The sequence below is a fragment of the Streptomyces sp. NPDC091412 genome (genome assembly GCF_044756885.1).
Classification (GTDB): domain Bacteria; phylum Actinomycetota; class Actinomycetes; order Streptomycetales; family Streptomycetaceae; genus Streptomyces.
The window spans coordinates 82,516-103,046 of sequence record NZ_JBIVTV010000010.1; the positions used below are offsets into that span (position 1 = coordinate 82,516).

At 72.1% G+C, this 20,531-nt stretch carries 18 protein-coding genes; 7 read left to right on the top strand and 11 right to left on the bottom strand.

Annotated elements, in window-relative coordinates; translation table 11 throughout:
* Positions 1–47 precede the first annotated feature (47 nt).
* Complete coding sequence (locus ACIQMV_RS23760) at positions 48–695, top strand: HAD family hydrolase (protein WP_402595318.1); 648 nt, start codon at positions 48–50, stop codon at positions 693–695.
* Here ACIQMV_RS23760 and ACIQMV_RS23765 read toward each other — a convergent pair.
* Entirely contained in the window at positions 671–922 is a 252-nt protein-coding gene (locus ACIQMV_RS23765; RefSeq protein ID WP_402595319.1) for a hypothetical protein, read from the bottom strand. The genes ACIQMV_RS23760 and ACIQMV_RS23765 overlap by 25 nt on opposite strands.
* A gap of 295 nt (positions 923–1,217) precedes the next feature.
* Between ACIQMV_RS23765 and ACIQMV_RS23770 the strand changes: the two genes are divergently transcribed.
* Together ACIQMV_RS23770 and ACIQMV_RS23775 are read left to right on the top strand one after the other, a co-directional pair.
* Complete coding sequence (locus ACIQMV_RS23770) at positions 1,218–1,817, top strand: BTAD domain-containing putative transcriptional regulator (protein ID WP_402595321.1); 600 nt, start codon at positions 1,218–1,220, stop codon at positions 1,815–1,817.
* A 516-nt stretch (positions 1,818–2,333) separates the two neighbouring features.
* Positions 2,334–2,717, top strand: coding sequence for a cold-shock protein (locus ACIQMV_RS23775; protein ID WP_141360163.1), 384 nt, complete (start codon positions 2,334–2,336; stop codon positions 2,715–2,717).
* Positions 2,718–2,819: 102 nt separating this feature from the next.
* Here the strand turns inward: ACIQMV_RS23775 and ACIQMV_RS23780 are convergent, their stop codons facing one another.
* The 4 genes from ACIQMV_RS23780 to ACIQMV_RS23795 form a co-directional block, all read right to left on the bottom strand.
* Positions 2,820–3,674, bottom strand: coding sequence for a 1,4-dihydroxy-6-naphthoate synthase (locus ACIQMV_RS23780; RefSeq protein WP_141360164.1), 855 nt, complete (start codon positions 3,672–3,674; stop codon positions 2,820–2,822).
* Positions 3,671–4,429: a futalosine hydrolase gene (locus ACIQMV_RS23785; RefSeq protein ID WP_402595324.1), complete on the bottom strand. Its 759-nt coding sequence runs from the start codon at positions 4,427–4,429 to the stop codon at positions 3,671–3,673. Before ACIQMV_RS23785 ends, ACIQMV_RS23780 begins: the two co-directional genes overlap by 4 nt.
* Positions 4,399–4,872, bottom strand: coding sequence for a DUF2771 domain-containing protein (locus tag ACIQMV_RS23790; protein ID WP_141360165.1), 474 nt, complete (start codon positions 4,870–4,872; stop codon positions 4,399–4,401). The genes ACIQMV_RS23785 and ACIQMV_RS23790 overlap by 31 nt, the downstream gene beginning before the upstream one ends.
* A gap of 77 nt (positions 4,873–4,949) precedes the next feature.
* Positions 4,950–6,383 carry an MFS transporter gene (locus ACIQMV_RS23795; protein ID WP_402595326.1) on the bottom strand — a complete coding sequence of 478 codons (1,434 nt, stop codon included), beginning with the start codon at positions 6,381–6,383 and terminating at the stop codon, positions 4,950–4,952.
* A gap of 695 nt (positions 6,384–7,078) precedes the next feature.
* Here ACIQMV_RS23795 and ACIQMV_RS23800 point away from each other — a divergent pair.
* From ACIQMV_RS23800 to ACIQMV_RS23815, 4 genes are all read left to right on the top strand, one after another.
* Positions 7,079–8,005, top strand: a complete 927-nt coding sequence (locus ACIQMV_RS23800; RefSeq protein ID WP_141360167.1) for a DUF3027 domain-containing protein — start codon at positions 7,079–7,081, stop codon at positions 8,003–8,005.
* Positions 8,006–8,110: 105 nt separating this feature from the next.
* Positions 8,111–11,254: a sacsin N-terminal ATP-binding-like domain-containing protein gene (locus ACIQMV_RS23805; protein WP_402595329.1), complete on the top strand. Its 3,144-nt coding sequence runs from the start codon at positions 8,111–8,113 to the stop codon at positions 11,252–11,254.
* 118 nt (positions 11,255–11,372) lie between these two features.
* Positions 11,373–12,011, top strand: coding sequence for a GntR family transcriptional regulator (locus tag ACIQMV_RS23810; RefSeq protein ID WP_402595331.1), 639 nt, complete (start codon positions 11,373–11,375; stop codon positions 12,009–12,011).
* Positions 12,012–12,068: 57 nt separating this feature from the next.
* Positions 12,069–13,256, top strand: a complete 1,188-nt coding sequence (locus tag ACIQMV_RS23815; protein WP_402595333.1) for an amidohydrolase — start codon at positions 12,069–12,071, stop codon at positions 13,254–13,256.
* Positions 13,257–13,321: 65 nt separating this feature from the next.
* On the opposite strand, the gene ACIQMV_RS23820 is transcribed toward ACIQMV_RS23815, so the two are convergent.
* The 6 genes from ACIQMV_RS23820 to ACIQMV_RS23845 form a co-directional block, all read right to left on the bottom strand.
* The gene (locus ACIQMV_RS23820; protein ID WP_402595334.1) at positions 13,322–14,533 is read right to left on the bottom strand and encodes an amidohydrolase; all 1,212 of its coding nucleotides are present in this window, start codon (positions 14,531–14,533) and stop codon (positions 13,322–13,324) included.
* Positions 14,534–14,598: 65 nt separating this feature from the next.
* Positions 14,599–15,600: an ABC transporter ATP-binding protein gene (locus ACIQMV_RS23825; RefSeq protein WP_402595336.1), complete on the bottom strand. Its 1,002-nt coding sequence runs from the start codon at positions 15,598–15,600 to the stop codon at positions 14,599–14,601.
* A complete protein-coding gene (locus ACIQMV_RS23830) occupies positions 15,597–16,610 on the bottom strand; it encodes an ABC transporter ATP-binding protein (RefSeq protein WP_402595338.1) in 1,014 nt (337 codons plus the stop codon). Before ACIQMV_RS23830 ends, ACIQMV_RS23825 begins: the two co-directional genes overlap by 4 nt.
* A complete protein-coding gene (locus tag ACIQMV_RS23835) occupies positions 16,610–17,611 on the bottom strand; it encodes an ABC transporter permease (RefSeq protein ID WP_141360174.1) in 1,002 nt (333 codons plus the stop codon). The genes ACIQMV_RS23830 and ACIQMV_RS23835 overlap by 1 nt, the downstream gene beginning before the upstream one ends.
* 58 nt (positions 17,612–17,669) lie before the next feature.
* On the bottom strand, positions 17,670–19,388 hold the full coding sequence (locus ACIQMV_RS23840) for an ABC transporter substrate-binding protein (RefSeq protein WP_402595339.1): 1,719 nt from the start codon (positions 19,386–19,388) through the stop codon (positions 17,670–17,672).
* Between the two features lie 64 nt (positions 19,389–19,452).
* Positions 19,453–20,406, bottom strand: a complete 954-nt coding sequence (locus ACIQMV_RS23845; protein ID WP_402595514.1) for an ABC transporter permease — start codon at positions 20,404–20,406, stop codon at positions 19,453–19,455.
* Between the last annotated feature and the right edge of the window lie 125 nt (positions 20,407–20,531).

Sequence of the window (20,531 nt, forward strand, 5' to 3'; positions counted from 1 at the left end):
ACGGGTCCGGGGTCTCGCGGCTCCGCCTCCTGGGCACAATGACCCGTATGACCTCTCGCCCGCTGACCGTCGGCTTCGACCTCGACATGACCCTCATCGACTCCCGCCCCGGCATCCGCGCCTGCTACCTGGAGCTGTCCGAGCGGACGGGAACGTACATCGACGCCGACCTGGCGGTCACGCGGCTCGGTCCGCCGCTCGCGGAAGAGCTGGTCAACTGGTTCCCGGCCGAGCGCGTGGAGGCGGCGGGGGATCTGTACCGGGAGCTGTACCCGGCGATCGCCGTCTCCGCCACGCCCGCGCTGACCGGCGCCCGCGAGGCGATCGAGGCCGTGCGGCAGGACGGCGGCCGGGCGATCGTCGTCACCGCCAAGTACGAGCCGAACGCCAAGCTGCACCTGGAGCACCTGGGCATCGAGCCGGACGCGGTGATCGGCGACCTGTGGGCCGAGCGGAAGGCCGAGGCGCTGTGCGAGTACGGTGCCCGGGTGTACGTCGGCGATCACGTCGGGGACGTACGGGGTGCCCGCGCGGCCGGCGCCCTGTCGGTGGCGGTGGCCACCGGACCGTGCGACGAGGGGGAACTGCGGGCGGCGGGCGCGGATGTCGTGCTCGCGGACCTGACCGTGTTCCCGGACTGGCTCGCGGCCAACCGCACGCTTTTCAGTCGCTACCGTGAGGCGCCGCGCGCCTGACGGCGGCCCGCCGCGATCGATCGGAGCACGCCCGCACCGGCGATCAGGAAGCCGACGCCCATGAGCATGCTCAGTCCGAACATGTAGGTCGGGAAGGGCTTCGTGCCGAGGAACAGCGGCGCCAACGTCACCGCGGTGGCCAGCGCACCGACGAAGAAAACGATGGCACCTGCACGGACCAGCCGGTCGCCGGCTGTGGCGGAATTCGTTCGGGTATCGTCACGCACGCCACCAAGGATAGTTCCTGGTGCGCGGGCACCCAGAGCCCCGGTTGACCGTGGAGCGGGCGTCGGCGGGACGGTCGGCAACGGTGGACGACCCCGGCATATTCGAACCGGACCGGAGTTTTGCCGCAAGAGGGAACGATTTCGCAATCGCTCCGGACAACAGCCCATAGGGATCACCGAACTGGCCGAAAGATTATGGGACGACCCGCCGACTTCGGCCGCGGCGAACATACGGAGCCATCTCACCGCCCTGCGCCGGGACCTCGACGAGGCCCGGCCGGGTCTGAGCTGCCGGGTGCGGACCTACCGGGGCGGTCAGAGCGGCTACGGGCTGGCGGTCACGCCCCACGAGTTCGACCTGGCACAGTGCACGCTGGCCGCACGGCGTGGCCGGAATCTGCTGCTGCGCGGTGAGGCGGAGCCGGCGGCCGAGGTCCTGGAGGGAGCCCTGGCCTGGTGGCGCGGCCCGTTCGGCCAGGACCTGCCGCCGACGCGGTGGTTCAACGCCCACGTCGCGGGCGTCAACAACGCGCGCTTCGACGCCTACCAGGACCTGTTCACCAGCTGCATCCTCGCCGGTCGCAACGAGACGCTCTCCTACCGGATCGAGAGCATCATCGCCGAAGCGCCCTACCGCCGGCGGCTGTGGGAGCTCCTGGCCGCGGTGCACTGCATCGACGGGGACGCGGCCAGCGCCCTCGGCGCGATCAAGCGCTGCCAGACCCTGTTCGCCGAGGACCTGGGCCTCGACCTGCCGCCCCATGTCGAGGCGATGCGGGCGGCGGCCCCCAGCTGGAACAGCGAGGACGCCCTCCGCCTGGTGGCGGCCCGCACACTGGTCGCCGACAACGGCGAGCGGACGGACCCCGCGGGCCACGGTTCCGCGCTGTCGTAGCGCGTCCGGGCGACGCCCGCGGTGGCCGGCCGGCGCACTCGCGTCCGGCCACCGGCGCCGGTGGATCTCGCGGGCGGCGAACCGTTTCGGACACCGGACGACCCTTCTCGCTGCCGCACCGTCAGGACACCCTGCGCGGGGCGGGTGTCGACGTGTCCGGGGACCGCGGCCGGGAGGGTGCGGTCATGCTGTCGACGGCGGTGTGTTCCGGGGTGGTTCTCAACGCCCGGCCGGTGGCGCGGGGCGTCGCCGCGTGGGCCGTCCGGGTGTCGTCACCGTCCGCGAATACGGGTTGCCGGAGCCGCCCCCTCATGTGCTGAGATATCCCCTGTCTCCCTCGCCCCCGAGCGAGCGCGCCCACGCGGACCGGCCAGGTTCGGCCGACTGGAGTGGGCGGGCTTGACGGCGGGTAAAGAGCTGGGGAGGCTTCGGGACAACGGCAGGCACGAGCGAGCGCTAGATAGCCTGACCTGCGGCAACTGTGGTTCGGCTGACCGGTGAGATGGGGTGCGTGCTTTGCCTACCGGCAAGGTCAAATGGTTCAACGCTGAGAAGGGCTTCGGCTTCCTCTCCCGCGACGACGGCGGCGACGTGTTCGTCCATTCCTCGGTGCTCCCTGCCGGAGTGGACATGCTCAAGCCGGGGCAGCGGGTCGAGTTCGGGGTGGTCGCCGGCCAGCGCGGCGACCAGGCCCTCTCCGTGACGCTCCTGGATCCGACCCCGTCGGTCGCCGCCGCCCAGCGCAAGAAGCCGGACGAGCTGGCGTCCATCGTGCAGGACCTGACCACCCTCCTGGAGGGCGTCGCGCAGACCCTGGAGCGCGGCCGCTACCCCGACAAGACGTCCGGCAAGAACGTCGCCGGACTGCTGCGCGCGGTCGCCGACCAGCTGGACGTATGACCCGACGGGGCTGACAGGACTGGGCCCTGTCGTCGAATTCCCGCCTCGACAGGACCAGGGCCTCTCGTTTGGATCATGCCGGGCTGATCCAAACGAAGGACCCTAGGGAAAAGCGAGCGCGTCCGGGCCGAGGGGCGGTACGAGCCCCTCGGCCGCCGCACGCGTGAGCAGCCCGCGGACCGCCGCGTAGCCGTCCTCGCCGAGGCCGGCGGTGAACTCGTTGACGTACAGCCCGATGTGCTGGTCGGCGACGGCCGGGTCCATCTCCTGGGCGTGCTCCATGACGTACGGCCGGGAGGCCTCCGGGTCGTCCCAGGCCGCGCGTACCGACGCGCGGATCGAGTCGGCGAGCCGCGTCAGCGTCCGCTCGCCCAGCGACCGCCGGGCGATGATCGCGCCGAGCGGGATCGGCAGCCCGGTGGTGCGCTCCCAGTGCTCGCCCATGTCGGCGAGCTTGTGCAGGCCGTAGTTGCGGTAGGTGAACCGCGCCTCGTGGATCACCAGACCGGCGTCGACCTTCCCGTCCCGCACGGCCGGCATGATCTCGTGGAACGGCATGACCACGATCTCGCCCACCCTGCCGGGGACGACGTCCGCGGCCCACAGGCGGAACAGCAGGTACGCCGTCGACTTCTCGCTCGGCACCGCGACCGTACGGCCCGTCAGGTCGGCGTCGGGCTCCTTGGTGAGCACCAGGGGCCCGCAGCCCCGGCCCAGCGCGCCGCCGCACGGCAGCAGCGCGTACTCGCCGAGGACGTACGGCAGCACCGCGTAGGACACCTTCAGCACGTCCAGCTCGCCGCGCTCGGCCATGCCGTTGGTGACGTCGATGTCCGCGAAGGTGACGTCGAGCGCGGGCGCGTCCGGGACGCGGCCGTGGGCGAGCGCGTCGAAGACGAAGGTGTCGTTGGGGCAGGGGGAGTAGGCGATCCGCAGTCGGCTGCTGTCAGGGCTCATGCAATCTTCCAACTCGTGAGGACGGGCGCGAGCTTCCCGAAGCCCTCGGTCAGGGCGGTCAGGGCGTCGCCGATGCGCCAGGCGGCGCGGTCGCGCGGGCCGACGGGGTTGGAGACCGCGCGCACCTCCAGCACCGGGACGCGGTGCGCGGCGGCCGCCTCGGCGACGCCGAACCCCTCCATGGCCTCGGCCAGGGCGCCGGGGTGGCGGGCACGCAGGGCGTCGGCGCGGGCGGCGGTACCGGTCACCGTGGAGACGGTCAGCACCGTGCCGGTACGGGCCGGGGCGGCGGCCGCGATCGCCCGTACGAGCGCTTCGGGCGGACGGTGGGTGACGGTGCCGAAGCCGAGTTCGGTCACCGGCAGGAATCCGTTGCCGGTCTCCGCGCCCAGGTCGGCGGCGGTGATCTCGTCGGCGACGACGAGCGAGCCGACGGGCGCGTGGGGCGCGAAACCGCCGGCGATGCCGGCCGAGACGACGAGGTCGTAGGGGGCGCCGGCGAGCGCGGCGGCGGTCAGGGCGGAGGCGGTGGTCGCGGCGGCGAGGGCGGGGCCGACGCCGGCGGCGATCAGGTCGACGGCGGGGGGTCCGGGGACCCGGTGGAGGGTCGCTCCGGGCAGCGCCGACAGCGGCTCTTCACGGACGGGCCCGGCGAACGCCCGTGCCACCGCGTCCCGTTCGACGGGGACGGCGGTGGCGACGAGGACGCGTGGCGCGGACGTGGTCAGGAGTTCTTCGTGAGCTTGAAGGACCACAGACCTCGCACGTCCTTCTCACCCTCCTTGATGGAGACCAGCGTCGAGTTGCCGCTGGCGCCGTACTGGGCGTTGAAGAAGACGCTGCCCGGGATCGTGCGGTAGGTCTTGGTGCTGGAGTCGGTCAGCGGCTGACCGTTCATCAGGATGGTCCAGCCCGTGTCCGCGATCTTCGGGTCGACCCCGAAGCGCACGGTCTCGTCCGGGTCGACCTTGATCGTCTTGATGTCCTTGGACTTGAGGCACTTGGCCAGGTCGGCGGTCTTGATCGCGTTGCCGTCGTTGTAGCAGTTGGCTTCCGAGCTCACCGAGGAGCTGCCGACGGTGATCGTGGACAGGGGGGTCGGCTTGGAGCAGGCCGAAAGGACGAGCAGTCCGGCGGAAACGGCGCCGGCAGCGGCGACGGCGCGGCGGCGTCGCACGGCGGAATGCAGCGTGGTCATGGCCGAAGGCTATCGGGCGCGCCCGCCTGCCCGCCCACGCGGGGGTGCGGGCGTGGCAGATGGCCGCGGTGCGGGCCTCATGCCACCCGGGGCCGCGTGGTGCCCCCGTGCCGGGCCGAGGCCAGCAGACCACGGACGGTGGGCAGCCATCCGGCGGCCACGAGCCCGGCGCCCACCGACAGGCCCAGCACGCCGTTGAGCGGCAGCACGATGCCGATCGCGCCGCCGAGCACCCAGGCCACCTGGAGCAGTGTCTCGGAGCGGGCGAACGCCGACGTCCGCACCGGCTCGGGCACGTCCCGCTGGATCAGCGCGTCCAGGGACAGCTTGGCCAGTGCCTGCCCGAAGCCGGCGATCGCGGCCAGGCAGGCCACCAGGAAGGCGCCGAAGAAGACCGCGGCCGTGACCGCCGCGCCCAGCACGATGGCGACGACGGTCACGATGATGATCTCGGGCGCGCGCGATCTCAGCCAGGCCCCGACCGCGGTGCCCAGGGCGTTGCCGGCGCCCGCCGCGACGCCCACGATGCCCAGCGAGACCGCCGCGCTCTCGCCGGTCAGCGGGTGCTCACGGAGCAGGAAGGCGAGGAAGAAGATCAGGAACCCGGACAGGCAGCGCAGCGCGGCGTTCGCGGCGAGGGCGTGCGTGACGGCCGTGCCGACGGTGCGCAGGCCGGGACGCTTCAGCGGCTTGCGGCGGGGGCCGCGCAGGTGCTGCTCGTCCGCGGCCAGCAGCGCCCGGTCCTCGCCCTTGGCCGAGTCGACCTTGGGCGGCAGGGCGAACGACAGGAACGTCCCCGCGACGAAGATCACGAAGGCGCCGTAGAGCGGCCAGCGCGCGCCGAGGGCCTGGAGGCCCGCGCCGATGGGCGCGGCCACGCCGGTGGCGAGCAGCCCGCCGAGGGTGACCCGTGAGTTGGCCTTGACCAGGGAGAAGCGGGGCGGCAGCAGCCGGGGTACGACGGCGCTTCTGACCACGCCGTACGCCTTGGAGGCGACCAGCACGCCGAGCGCCGCCGGATACAGCTCCAGGCTGCCGCTGGCGGCGGCGCCCGCGATGATCAGCGCGAGCAGGGCGCGGGCCAGCATCGCTGCGGCCATCGCGGCGCGGCGGCCGTGCGGGAGACGGTCGAGGAGGGGGCCGATCACGGGGGCGAGGACCGTGAAGGGGGCCATGGTGATGGCGAGGTACAGCGCGACGCGGCCGCGGGCCTCGTCGGTGGGGACGGAGAAGAAGACGGTGGAGGCGAGCGCCACCGTGATCATCACGTCGCCCGCGCCGTTCACCGCGTGCAGTTCGATCAGCCGGCCGAGACCGGACTCGCCGGCGCCGTGGGCGTTGGTCGCCCTGCGGATGCCGCGGACCGTTCCGGTCACGGGCAGATGCAGGGCACGCCCGACCGCGCGGACGGACCCGCCGAACCGGCCCGAACCGCTGCCCCGGCTGCTCCCCTTGACCCCCTTGTCCCCACCGACGCCGGTGGTTTTCGGGGGCGTCCTCGCGGCTGCCACCCCGTCATACTGCCCCGGAAACGGCACCGGTAGCGCCATGGCGGCACGGATGCGACCAACCAGACACCCCTAAGGCACCCACCCGGCCCCGGCAGTCCCCACCCCCGACACCTTGACGCGACCCCGCTTGCGGGGACGGGGTGTTTTCGGACCCCGGACTTCGTCGCGCTTGCGGTGGCGGGGTGTTTTTCGGGCCCCGGGCTCGGTCGCGGCTGCGGCGGCCCGGGCCGGTGGATTGCCTTGGTCGCGCGCCGGGCGTCTCAGGGGGAATGGTCCGGCTGCGGCTGTCCCCGGCGTGCTGGACCCGGCCGCGGCCGGTGTCCGGGCGGGCTCGGTGCGGGTGCCGTGGTCTCCGCGGCGGCCGGGCTCCGGGCGTGGTCGGGAACGGGCTCGTGGCTCCGGTGGTGGGTTTGTCGGGGCGTGGGCCGGTGTTGGCGTGGTGGGAAAGTTCTGGTGCGGCGCGGTGAAGACAACGTCGGTGTAGGCCGAGCGGCGACGAGAAGGTAGCGTGCGTAGCGCGCCGTGGCGAACGTTCTCGACCGCGCGCCTTACGGGCATACCGCAGAATGGATGACGTAGGTGCGCCCGAGCGCGATCGGGCGCGGACGTCGACGCGGTCCCAGGGTCCGCTCCGTCCGCCCCGCCGCCTTCAGGCCGGCGCACCCGAGAGACGGCGTAGGAGAGAAGCGATACCTGTGAGCGCAGCGACCACGCGAAGCCGCACCCCCGACCGCCTGTGCGCCGAGGCCGTCGACCTCGCCCGGGCCGCGGCCGAGGAGGCGGCCGCGCCCGGTGTCGTCGGCGAGCACGCGGGAGTGCTTTCCGAGGGCGACCGGGTCGTCACGCACTTCTTCGAGTGCAAGGAGTTCGGATACCGGGGCTGGCGCTGGGCCGTCACCGTGGCCCGCGCGTCGCGCGCCAAGATCGTCACCCTGGACGAGGTCGTCCTGCTGCCCGGACCGGACGCGCTGCTCGCGCCCGAGTGGGTGCCGTGGAGCGAGCGCCTGCGCCCGGGCGACATGGGCCCCGGCGACCTGCTGCCCACCGACGCCGAGGACCTGCGGCTGGAGCCCGGCTACTCCGGCGAGGACGAGCCCGTGCCGAACGCCGCGGTCTCCCAGGAGATGGCCGACCTGGCGGAAGCGGAGGACGCCGAGGTCACGGCGGGCCCGCCGAGGAACCTGTCCACCGTCCCGTCCCGCGGCTCGATCTCCGCGCTCGCCCAGGAACTGGGCATGCGCCGCGCCCGCGTCCTGTCCCGCTACGGCCTGCACGTCGCCGCCGACCGCTGGGAGGAGGGCTTCGGCGCGAAGACGCCGATGGCCCAGGCGGCCCCGGCGGCCTGCGTGAGCTGCGGCTTCCTGGTGCCGATCGGCGGTTCGCTGGGCCAGGCCTTCGGCGTGTGCGCCAACGAGTTCTCCCCGGCCGACGGCCATGTGGTCTCCCTGACGTACGGCTGCGGCGGCCACTCCGAGGCCGCGGTGATGCCCAAGCCCCCGCAGCCGCCCCCGCCGGTGATCGACGAGACGCGGGTGGACCCCTTCCCGCTGCGTCCGGCGCAGGACTCCGGCTCGGTGCCGGTGACCGGGGACGACGAGACCGCCGAACTGGGGCACTCCTAGGACCTGCCCCGCGACCAGGACCCGCCCCGCGACCGGTCCGGACCGGTCCGTCCGTCCGTCGGGCGAATGGCCTCTCCCACGCGCGGTACCTTCGTCGTCACGCCGATGAGGAGAGTGAACGTGAGCATGTTGGTGCAGCCGTCCGCCGGAGGCGATCCGTTCGGGACCGCGCGCCTGCGGCGCGGTGTGCTGGACGCCTGGGCCACCAGCCCGGCCCGGTTCCGTGAGGACGCCAACGCGGAGGAAGACCTCGTCCTCGGCGGCTACCGGGACCGGCTCGTCGTCGAGCTGGCGCAGAACGCCGCCGACGCCGCCGCCCGCGCGGGCGTGCCCGGCCGGCTGCGGCTCACCCTGCGCGACGGCGTGCTGCTCGCCGCCAACACCGGCGCCCCGCTCGACGCGACCGGCGTGGAGTCCCTGGCCACGCTCCGGGCCTCCGCCAAGCGCGACGCCCGCGACAGCGCCGTCGGCCGCTTCGGCGTCGGCTTCGCCGCCGTCCTCGCCGTCACCGACGAGCCCGCCGTCGTCGGCCGGCACGGCGGTGTCCGCTGGTCGCTGGCCGAGGCCCGCGCGCTGGCGGAGGACACCGCCCGGCACAGCCCCGGCCTCGGCGACGAGATCCGCCGCCGCGAAGGACACGTACCGCTGCTGCGGCTGCCGTTCGCCGCCGAGGGCACCGCGCCCGACCCCTACGACACGGTCGTCATCCTGCGGCTGCGCGACGCGGCCGCCGCCGACCTCGCCGAACGCCTCCTGCACGCCGTCGACGACGCCCTGCTCCTCGCCCTGCCCGGGCTGGAGGAGGTCGTCATCGAGATCGGCGACACCGCGCCGCGCACCCTGCGCCGCCGCACCGACGGCGCCCTGACGGTCGTGGAGGACACCCGCGAGGGCACGACCCGCTGGCGTACCGCGGGCGCGCACGGCCCGCTGACCCCGGAACTCCTCGCCGACCGCCCGGTGGAGGAGCGCCTGCGCCCGCACTGGTCGGTCACCTGGGCCGTCCCCGTGGACGCCGACGGCACCCCGGCCGGCCCCCGCACCAGCCCCGTCGTCCACGCCCCCACCCCCAGCGACGAACCCCTCGGCGTGCCGGCCCTGCTCATCGCCTCGTTCCCGCTGGACAGCACCCGCCGCCACGCCGCGCCCGGCCCGCTCACCGACTTCCTCGTGCAGCGCGCGGCCGACGCCTACGCCGAACTCCTCGCCGACTGGCGGCCGGTGGCCGAGGGCGTCATCGGCCTCGTGCCCGGCCCGCTGGGCAAGGGCGAACTGGACGGCGCGCTGCGGCAGGCCATTCTCGACCGGCTGCCGCGCACCTCCTTCCTGCCGCCCGCGGTCGTGGCCGCCGCCCATCAGGACGACGACTCCGACCTGCCCGAATCCCTCCGCCCCCGGGACGCCGAGGTGGTCGAGGGCGCGGGCGCCGACACCGTGCGCGTGCTCGCCGAGGTGCTGCCCACCCTGCTGCCCGCCGGACTCGAACGGCGCGTGGAGCTGCGCACGCTGGGCGTGGCCCGCCTGCCGCTGACCGACGCCGTCGACCGGCTGGCCGGCCTGGAGAAGGAGCCCGGCTGGTGGCGGCGGCTGTACGACAGCCTCGCGGGCGTCGACCCCGACCGCCTCTCCGGGCTGCCGGTGCCGCTGGCCGACAGCCGTACGACCATCGGGCCCCGGCAGGTCCTGCTGCCCGTGGCCGGTGCCGCCCTCACCGACCCGGAGGTGCTGGCCCGGCTCGGTCTGAAGGTCGCGCACCCGGACGCCGTGCATCCCCTCCTGGAGAAGCTCGGCGCCCTGCCCGCGACGCCGCGTGCCGTGCTCACGACCCCGCAGGTGCGGGCCGCCGTCGCCGCCTCCCTCGACGAGGACACCGGTGGATGGGACGAGGACACGCCGGACGCCGAGGAACTCGCCGACACCGTCCTCGCGCTGGTCGGGGAGGCCGGACTCGAACCCGGTGAGGAGCCCTGGCTCGGCGCGCTCGCCCTGCCCGACGAGGACGGCGAACTCGCCCCGGCCGGCGAACTCGTCCTGCCCGGAAGCCCGTTCGCCCGTCTCATGCGCGAGGGCGAACTCCCGGCGGTGGACGCGGAGCTGGCCGGGAAGTGGGGTGAGCAGCCGCTCGCCGCGTGCGGTGTGCTCGCGAACTTCGCCCTGGTGCGGGCCACGGACGTCGTCCTCGACCCGGACGAACTCGATCCGCGTGACGGGGACTTCCCCGAGCCGGACGACCCCGGGCTGCTCGACGCGGTCGACGTGTGGTGCGAGGACCTGCTCGACCGGTTCCCGGACACGCCCGTGCCGCCGGTCGCCACCGAGATCGTCGCCGTGCGCGACCTGGACCTCGTCGACGACGACCAGTGGCCCCGGGCCCTCGCGCTGCTCGCCCGGCCGCCGCTGCGGGACGCGCTCACCCAGCCGGTGCGGATCCTGCTGCCCGACGGCACCCACGAGATCGTCCGGCCGTACACCGCCTGGTGGCTGCGCGGACACCCGGTGCTCGGCGGGCGCCGCCCGGCCGGTCTGCGCGCCGCCGGGTCCGACCCGCTGCTGCGCGGCCTGTACGAGGAGGCCGACGCCGCCGGCTTCGACGACGAGCAGGTGCTGCGGGCACTCGGCGTGCGCACGAGCGTCGCCGCCCTGCTGGAGGAACCGGGCGGCGCCGCGGAGTTGCTGGAACGGCTCGCCGACCCGGAGCGTCCCGTGACGTCCGCCCAACTGCACGCCCTGTACGGCGCGCTGGCCGAGCTCGACCCGGAACAGGTGACCCTGCCGGACGAGGTGCGGGCCGTGGTCGACGGCCGGGTGGAGGTCGTGGACGCCGCCGATGCCGTGGTGTGCGACTCCCCGGACCTGCTGCCCTTCACCGAGGGTGTCCCGCTGCTGCCCGTACGGCCCGCGCTGGCCGACGAGTTGGCCGAGCTGTTCCAGGTGCGGCGGCTGAGCGAGTCCGTCACCGGCGGGATCGACTCCGAGGGCGCCGAGCACGACGTACCGGAGCCGGTGCGGGTGCTGCTCGGCCCGCGCACCCCGCGCACCTACGTCGAGCACGAGGAACTGGTCGTCGACGGAACCGCGCTGGACTGGCGGCTGACCTCCGACGGTGTCCTGCACGCCGCCACCCTGGAGGGCGTGGCCGCCGGCCTCGCCTGGGCGTCGGGCCAGTGGCCGCGCCGCTTCGAGGTCGCGGCACTTCTGGAGGACCCGTCCCGGACGGAGGAACTGGCCCGGGACCGCTGGTTCGACTGAGACGCCCGCGCCGCGCGGCCGCGCCGTGACAAAGCGGACGGCTTCCCGCGGCGGGTCGCGCCACCTCGAACCAGACCCGTATACCAAATAGTCGCGCTTCCCGTGGGACACTGAGGGCATGGCAGGGTCTGGGGAGTTCCAGCCGGAGTCCGAGCGGGTCACGCGGCAACTCCGGGACGACATTCTCGATGGTGTTCGCAAGCCCGGGAGCAAGCTCGTCGAACGCGAGCTGGCGGCGCAGATGGGCGTGAGCAGGGTGCCCGTCCGCGACGCTCTGCGCGTGCTCGTCGCCGAGGGTCTGGTCACGCCGAGGCCACGCACCTGGGCGGTCGTCCGGGAGTTCACGTCATCGGACATCGCGGATCTGAACGAGGTCCGCGGGGCCCTGGAGGCCCTGACCTTCCGGCTCGCCGCTCAACGGCGCCACCGCGCCGGCCTCGACCGGCTCCGCTCCCACCTGCAGGAAGAGCTGAAGGCCGCCTGTGCGGGGGACGGCGTACGCGCCCGGCGTGCGGCGGCGGACTTTCATGAGACCGTCACATCGATGGCCGCCAACGAGCTGCTGAGCGAGCTGGAGAGCACCTTCCGCAGCCGGATGCGGTGGCTGCTGGGACAGCACGACGACCTCATGGCGATCGCGCGGGAGCACGAGGCCCTTTACGCCGCGATCGCGGACCGGAACGTCGCGCTCGTCGACGAACTGGTCGCCAAGCACCTGGAGAACAGCCGGCACGCGATCGTCGCCCACCACGGGTGATCCGTGCGGCTGGACGGCCAAGGGCCCAGCCCTCGCGTTTCGGTATACCATTTTTGAATGGCTGATCTGATACTGACCAATGTCCGACCCCGGGGCATGAAGGCCGTCGACATCGTCGTCTCCGGTGGGGAGATCCGCGATCTGGTGCCCGCCGGTGCCGCGAGCGAACCCGGCGAGCGGTTGGACGGCGGCGGGCTGCTCGCCCTGCCCGGCTTCATCAACGCACACGCCCACGTGGACAAGAGCTGGTGGGGCCGGCCGTGGGTGTCCTACGGCGGCGAGCCGACCACGCTGGGCCGGATCGCGCACGAACGAGCCGAGCGGGACGCGCTCGGCATTCCCAGCGTGGCCAACAGTCTCACGGTGCTGCGGGAGTGCCTGCGGCACGGCGTCACCGCGGTGCGCAGCCACGTCGACGTCGATCTCGGAGTCGGCCTGCGGGGGATCGACGCCGTCCGCGAGGCGGTGGACGCACTCGGCGGCGCGATCGAGGTGGAGATCGTCGCGTTCCCGCAGGACGGGGTGGTCCGCCGACCCGGCGTCCTGGAGCTGCTGGACCAGGCGGCGGCGAACGGTGCGGCCAGTATCGGCGGACTCGATCCGGCGGCGATCGACCGCGATCCGGTGAAGCAGCTCGACGGGCTGTTCGACATCGCCGAGCGGCGCGGGGTCGGTATCGACATCCACCTGCACGACGGGGGCGCGTTGGGCGCCTTCCAGTTCGAGCTCATCGCCGACCGCACTCGCCGCGCGGGGCTGCGGGGGAAGGTCAACGTCTCCCATGGCTTCGCCCTCGGGGAGCTGCCTCCGGAGCGGCAGGCCGAACTGCTCGACGAGCTGGCCGAGGCAGGTGTCTCCTGGTCGACGGTCGCCCCGGTGCGCGTGGCGCCACTGCCCTGGCGCGGGATGCGGGACCGTGGGATGCCGGTGGGTCTTGGCACCGACGGGATCCGCGACCTGTGGTCGCCGTTCGGCGACGGCGATCTGCTGCGCGTGGCCCTGGATTTCGCGCGGCTGCACGGTATGCGGACCGACGAGGACCTCGCCTACGCGGTGGAACTCGCCACCACCCGCGCGGCGGGCTTCGTGCACCGGGGCGTCCACGACCTCGCGGCGGGCGCACCCGCGGACATCGTGCTGATCGACGCCGAGAACGTGCAGGACGCCCTGATGCGGGCCCCTCGGCGTGAACTCGTGATGTCCGGCGGACGCGTGGTGGTCCAGGGCGGCGAGCTGCTGGTCTAGGACGGCGGGTCCGGACGTATCGCCCTGAGAGGTTCCCACCTCTCAGGGCGATGACGTGCGCGGGCTCAGTGGCGTACGAGGGCCAACTGGTCGGCGACGACGGCGCCGTCGTGCAGGACGGTGCGGTCGGTGCCGCGGTCCATCACCGCGCTGGCCGGCGTCTCGCCGTCGACCAGCAGCAGGTCGGCACGGTCGCCGACGGCCAGACCGGGCCGGTCGGCGACCCCGGCCGGCCGGGCGACGTCGTGGCTCATGATCGAGGCGCCGCCGACTGTCGCGACCGCCAGCGACATCTCGATCAGCTCGTCACGGCGGAAGTTGTTGGTGAAGGCCAGCTGCCAGGTGCGGTCGAGCATGTCGCAGTTGCCGTAGGGGCTCCAGTAGTCGCGCTGCCCGTCCTCGCCCAGGCCCACCCGGACGCCCGCCTCGGTCAGCGCCACCAGCGACAGCTGCCCGCGGTCCGGCGGCGCCACGGTGGCCATCGCGACGTCCAGCTCGGCGAAGTCGTCGATGATGCGGCGGCTCACCGATTCGGAGATCGAACCCAGCTCGTAGGCGTGGGACATCGTGACCTTGCCCTGCATGCCCAGCGCCCGGGTGCGCTCGAGCACCAGATCGGTGGAGAACACCCCGAGATGACCCGGCTCGTGCAGATGGATGTCCACCTCGACCTGGTACTTCTCGGCCAGTCCGAACACGACGTCCAGGTGCCCCTTGGGATCCCGGTCGAGGGAACAGGGATCGATGCCGCCGATCACCTCGGCGCCCGACTTCAGCGAGGCCTCCAGGTAGTCGACGGTGCCCTTCTCGCGGAGGATGCCCGCCTGCGGGAACGTCATGATCTGGACGTCGGCCTGCCCGGCGAACCTCTCCTTGGCGGCCACGACGGCATCGAACTTCTCCAGCTTGCAGTCCACGTCCACCTGGGCGTACGACCGCACCCGGGTGGTTCCGCGGGCGATCATCCGCTCCAGCGTGCCGGCCACCCGCTCCTCGAGGGGAACCTCCGCGGCGCGCCAGTTCTGCCGGTCGTTGAGCATCATCGTCCAGACTCCCGGGCCGCCGGTGTGCGGCCGGAACGGCAGGCCGATCCGGGTGGAGTCCAGGTGCACGTGCACGTCGCTGAACGACGGCAGCACCAGCCGGCCGCGGCCCTCCACGACCTCACCGGCCGGCCGCGCGGCCGGGTCGTGCGGGCGGATCGCCGCGATGCGATCGCCGGACAGTTCGACGTCGCTGCGCTCGCCACCCCACGGGCGGACGTCACGGATCAACACGGTTGTCACCTCTCTGTTGCGCGGTTCTGCCGCGCGGTACGGCGGTTCACAGGACGCGGCCCGGCTCACCCGGCCGTCGTGGCCAGGGCCTCGGCGGCGAGGTCGGTGTGATGGCAGGCGATGTCGCCGCTCGGCACGCTGCCGGCGCACAGCTCCCGGCGCTGCGGGTCCAGCCGCGGATGCACCGGACACCGGGACTGGAAGACGCAGCCGCGCGGCGGGTCGGCCGGGCTGGGCAGGTCGCCGGACAGCCGGATCCGCCCGCTGCGGTCGGCCGCCGGGTCGGGTTGCGGGACGGCGGACAGCAGCGCCCGGGTGTAGGGGTGCCGCGGAGCGCCGAACACCTCTTCGGTGTCGCCCTGTTCCATGATCCGGCCCAGGTACATGACCGCGATGCGGTCGGCGAAGTGCTTGACCACGGACAGGTCGTGGGCGATGAAGAGATACGCCACCCCGGTGTCCCGCTGGATGTCCTCCAGCAGATTGATCACCTGGGCCTGCACCGAGACGTCCAGCGCGGACACCGGTTCGTCGCAGATGATCAGCTGCGGGTCCAGGGCGAGCGCGCGGGCGATGCCCACGCGCTGCTTCTGGCCGCCGGAGAACTCGTGCGGGAAGCGGTTGTAGTGGTCGGGCCGCAGCCCCACCCGGTCCATGAGGTCCCGCACCTTGGCCTTGACGCCGCCGGGCGGCGTGATCCGCTGGGCCAGCAGCGGTGCGGCGATCGCACTGCCCACGGACTGGCGCGGGTTGAGCGAGGACGACGGGTTCTGGAACACCATCTGCACCCGGCGCCGGTACTCCTGGAGGTCCGACCGGCGCAGTTCGGAGATCTCCCGGCCGTCGAGCCTGATGCTCCCGGACGAGGGCTCGAGGAGTCGCATGAGCAGTCGGCCGGTGGTCGACTTGCCGCAACCGGACTCTCCCACCAGCCCCAGGGTCTGCCCGGCCTCGACCGAGAAACCGACCCCGTCGACGGCTTTGATCACCCCGCCGGCGGACCGGAAGGCGCCGGAGCGGATCGGGAAGTGTTTGGTGAGGTCGGTGACCTCCAGCAGCGACGTCATCGGACCACCTCTCCGGCCGGTTCCAGGGTCTGCAGATGGCACCGCGACGGGTGCCCGACGGGACCGGTCAGCGTCGGCCTGCGGGTGCCGCAGGCGCCGTCGGGCACCAGGTGCGTCTTCGGGCAGCGGTCCGCGAACAGGCAGCCCTCGGGCAGGGCCAGCAGCGACGGCGGGAAGCCCGGGATCGGGCTGAGCCGCTCGGACCTCCCCGCCAGCGACGGCATCGAGGCGAGCAGCCCCTGGGTGTAGGGGTGCCGCGGGTCGCCGAACAGGTCGGCGACGGTCGCCTGCTCCACGCACACCCCGCCGTACATCACCACGACCTGATGGCAGACCTCGGCGACCACGCCGAGGTCGTGGGTCACCAGGATCACCGAGGACCCGGTCTCGGCCTGGAGCTCATTGAGCAGATCGAGGATCTGGGCCTGCACGGTGACGTCGAGCGCGGTGGTGGGCTCGTCGGCGATCAGCAGCTCGGGTTCGCAGACCAGCGCCATGGCGATCATGGCGCGCTGCCGCATACCGCCGGAGAACTCGTGCGGGTACGCCGAGTAACGGCGCCTGGGGTCGGGAATCCCGACCCGGCCGAGCATGTCGACGGCGACCGCCGCCGCGGCCTTCTTGGACACGGTGTTGTGCACCCGGTAGGCCTCGGCGATCTGCGCCCCGACGGGATAGAACGGGTGCATCGCCGACAGCGGGTCCTGGAAGATCATCGCGATCTTCTTGCCGCGGTAGGCGCGCATCTGCGCCTCGGTCAGCGGGTTGAGGTCCTTGCCGCCCAGGAGGATCTGCCCGGTGACGGTGGCGGAGGTGTCCTTGAGCAGTCCCATCAGGGCCTGGCTCGTGACGGTCTTGCCGGAGCCGGACTCGCCGACGATGCCGACGGTTTCCCCGCGCGCCAGGGTCAGATCCATCCCGTTGACCGCGTGCACCACGCCGTCGTCGGTCGGAAAGCTCACCCGCAGATCGCGGATGTCCAGCAGGGGCGCGGCTTTGGGCGTGGTCATCAGGCAACCCTCACTCGCGGGTCGATCACGGCGTAGGTGGCGTCGACCACGACGTTGGCGACGATGATGAAGAACGCGGCCATCATGGTGATGGCCATGGTGACCGGAAGGTCGCCGGCCTGGGCGGCGTGCACCGCGGTGAATCCGACGCCCGGTACCGAGAAGATCTGCTCGGTGAGGACGGCGCCGCCCAGCAGGGTGCCGATGTCAAGACCGAGCATGGTGACCACCGGAGTGATGCCGGCCCGCGCACCGTGCTTGAACACGATGATCCGCCGGGACAGGCCCTTCGAGCGCGCGGTGCGCATGAAATCCTCGCCGAAGGTCTCCAGCATGTTGCCGCGGGTGACCCTGATGTACTGCGCGCTGAACAGCACCGCCAGCGCCACCCAGGGCAGCAGGTAGTTCAGGAACCAGCCGCCCGGACCCGCGGCGCCGAACGGTGAGGTGATCGCGTTGGTGGTGAACGGCAGCAGGTGCACCGTGCTGACGAAGAACAACAGCAGCAGCAGGCCGGTCACCGGAATGGGCAGGGACACCCCGACCGAGGCGGCGCCGACGACGAGCTTGTCGGTGAACCGGCCCTTGCGCAGCGCCGCCAGCAGGCCGAGGCCGACGCCGACGACGCTCCACAGCACGATCGCGCCGCTGGCCACCGACAGGGTGTAGGGCAGCGCCCGCCCGATGATCGCGGTGACGTCCTCGTTGGTCTGGAACGACTTGCCCAGACACGGCCAGGAGCACAGCGTCTCGCTGCCCGGCGCGCCGACCGTGCGGCTGCCGACCAGACCCGACATGTAGTCGAAGTACTGGGTGAGGAAGGGCTTGTCCATCCCGAGCGCGACCCGGGCCTCGGCGATGCGCTGCGGGGTGCACTCCTGACCGCAGGCCGCCGCGGCCGGGTCGGCCGGGCCCAGTTGGAACAGGCTGAAGGTCACGAAGCTGATGACGAACAACAGCAGGATCATCGCGACGAATCGCCGCGTCAGAAATCTGGTCATGGGCGCGACCCGTCGGCTCGGGATGGACTCACCGTTCTACCTCTTTTGTGACGGGGTCTCAGTGCTGGACGCCGATGATGGACAGGTCGATGCTGCCGAAGAAGTAACCCACCTGCGCGTTGCGGACCTTGGAGCCGACCACGCTGCTGGTGTAGCTGCGCACCAGCGGAACCAGGGGGTAGCTCTGCATGGCCTGGTCGAACAGGGTCGCCCACTTCCTGCCGAGTTCCTCGCTGGACCCGTTGGTGCCGCGCAGCTCGTACATCGCGCGGGAGATCTTCGGGTCGTAGTAGCGCGGGATGTTGGAGAAGCCGAAGGTCTTGCCGTCCACGCTCGGGCCCAGGTTCGGGTCGACGGTGGTGCGCACCGAACCGCTGTCCGCGCCACCGCACCAGCCGCTGCGGGCGATGTCCGGCATCTGGTCACCGGCCAGCACGGTGTAGTAGTTGGCGGTCGGGATCGGGCGCAGTTGCAGGTCTATGCCGAGCTGCTTGAAGTTCTGCTGCAGCACGGTGCCGACGTTCTTGTACCGGGGGTTGGCGTCGGCGTAGCCGTACACCAGCTTCTTGGGGTACGTCTTGCCCGCCAGGAGCTTCTTGGCCTCGTCCAGCTTGGGCTTGCCCGTCGGGTCGAGGTCGGTGTGCTGCTCGACGTATCCCCGCTGGGCCGAGTTGATGTACGACTGGGTCAGTTTGCCGAACCGCTCGCCGCCGTACTGCACCTGGACGGCGCTCCGGTCGATGGACAGCGCGAGTGCCTTGCGGACGTCGGGGTCCTTGATCGTCTCGGTGTTGAAGTCCAGCACGTCCGTGCAGCCCAGCAGGCCGCCCGCGGTGCGCTTCTCGACGTCGGGCTTGTTGAGCTCGGCGGCGTCGGAGGCCTGGAGGCCGCCGTTGCTGTCCAAGGTGACGGCCGTCGGGTCCGAGTCGGCGAGCAGCTGCTGGCTGATGGTCGCCTGGGCGGTGGACAGGGTGAAGGTGAACGTGTCCGGCAGGGCGGTCCGGTTCGGGTCGGTGGCCGGGTTCCACTGGTCGTTGCGGACGAGCTTCATCGAACGGCCGCGGTCGTACGACTGGATCTTGTACGGGCCCGACGAGACGGGGTGGTTGGTGTAGTCGAGCTTGGTGTCCTCGGCCTTCGGTACCGGCGCCGTGTTCGACCGGGAGGCCAGGGCGGGGAACTCGGCGAACGGCTGCTTGAGGTGGAAGACGACGGTGCGGTCGTCCGGGGTGTCGATCGCCTTGAAGTCGCCCCCGGAGTACGGGCCCTTGTAACTGTCGTCGGCCAGGGCCGCGTTCAGTTCCTGCGGTGCCTGGGTGTAGACGTCGCGGGCGTAGGTGCGCTCGACTCCGTACTTGATGTCCTTGCTGGTGATCGGCGTGCCGTCCTCGAACTTCAGCCCCTTCTTCAGGGTGTAAGTCCAGGTGAGGCCGTCGGCGGAGGGCTTGCCCAGGTCGGTGGCGAGATCCGGCACGATGGTCGGCGGCTTGCCGGCGGTCTCCTTGGCCATGGTCAGGGTGCGGTAGTACAGCTGCCCCACGTTGGCGGTCTGCACGTAGTTGCTGTTGCCGGGGTCCAGCGTCTGGAAGTCCGAGGACATCAGGACGTTGATGTTCCCGCCCTTGGTGGTGTAGCCCTTCCCGATCTCGACCGGAGCGTAGGCGTCGGCTCTGGGACCGGAGCCGGAACCGGGGGCGGGCTTGGATCCGCCGCAGGCGGTCAGGGTCAGCCCTGCACTCACCGTCAGGGCGATCGCCGCCATGGTGCTTCGTTTCACTGCGTCTCCTTGAGGGTAAGGAAGGGGTGGCGCGCGTCGGGGGAGGACGGCGCGTCGGGGGAGATCAGCTTCGGGAGGACTTGGGGTCCAGCGCGTCCCGGACCGCGTCGCCGAGCAGGTTGAACGCGAGCACGGTGATCACCAGTGCTCCCGCCGGGACGGCGAGGAACCACGGGTCGGACAGGTACCAGTTGCCTGCCTGGGCCGCGTTGAGCATCTGGCCCCAGGAGGGGGTGGGGTCCTTGACCCCGACCCCGAGGAAGGACAGGGCCGCCTCTGCGGTGATGTTGGTGGGGATCATCATGGTCGCGTAGACCAGCACGACGCCCATGACGTTCGGGATGATCTGCCGCAGGATGATGCTCCGGTGCGAGGCCCCGTAGGCCTGTGCGGCCTCGACGAACTCCTGCTCCCTGATCGAGAGCACCTGGCCGCGCACGACTCGGGCCAGGTAGGCCCAGCCGAAGAAGCCGAGGATGATCACCAGTGAGGCGATCGGTACCAGGCTTCCCGAGTCGAGGGCGGTGCCACGCAGCCGGGACTGCATGATCGGGGTCAGCGACAGCACCAGCAGCAGGTGGGGGAAGGCCAGGAACAGGTCCATCACCCGGCTGATCACCATGTCGATCTTGCCGCCGAAGTATCCGGCGGCGGCGCCGAGCACGGTGCCCAGGACCACCGACACCACCGTGGACAGCAGCGCGATGGTCAGGGAGATCCTCGCGCCGTAGGCCATCCGGGCGAAGATGTCGCGCCCGAGCCCCGGTTCGAGGCCGAGCCAGTGCTCGCTGGAGGGGAAGCGGTAGTACGGCAGCGGCAGGCCGGGCGCGTAGAAGGAGTCCAGGAAGTCCGGCCCCGTCCGGGAGGTGAACGGGTCCGATCCTTCGATGGCGACCAACATCGGGGCCAGGATCGCGAACAGCACCATGAGGACCACCACGATCAGGGCGGCGATGGCGATCCGGCTGCGCCGTATCCGAAGCCACGCCGTGCCCAGCAGCGACCGCGCGGTGGCGATCTCCGCGGCGGGCCCGCGCTCGGCGGTCGTGGTCGCGGATTGTGGGGGAGGAAGAGTGGCCACCTGCCCATCAGTGGGCTTCGGCGCGTCGGCGTGGCGCGGCGGGCTCGGCGGCTCATGCGGAT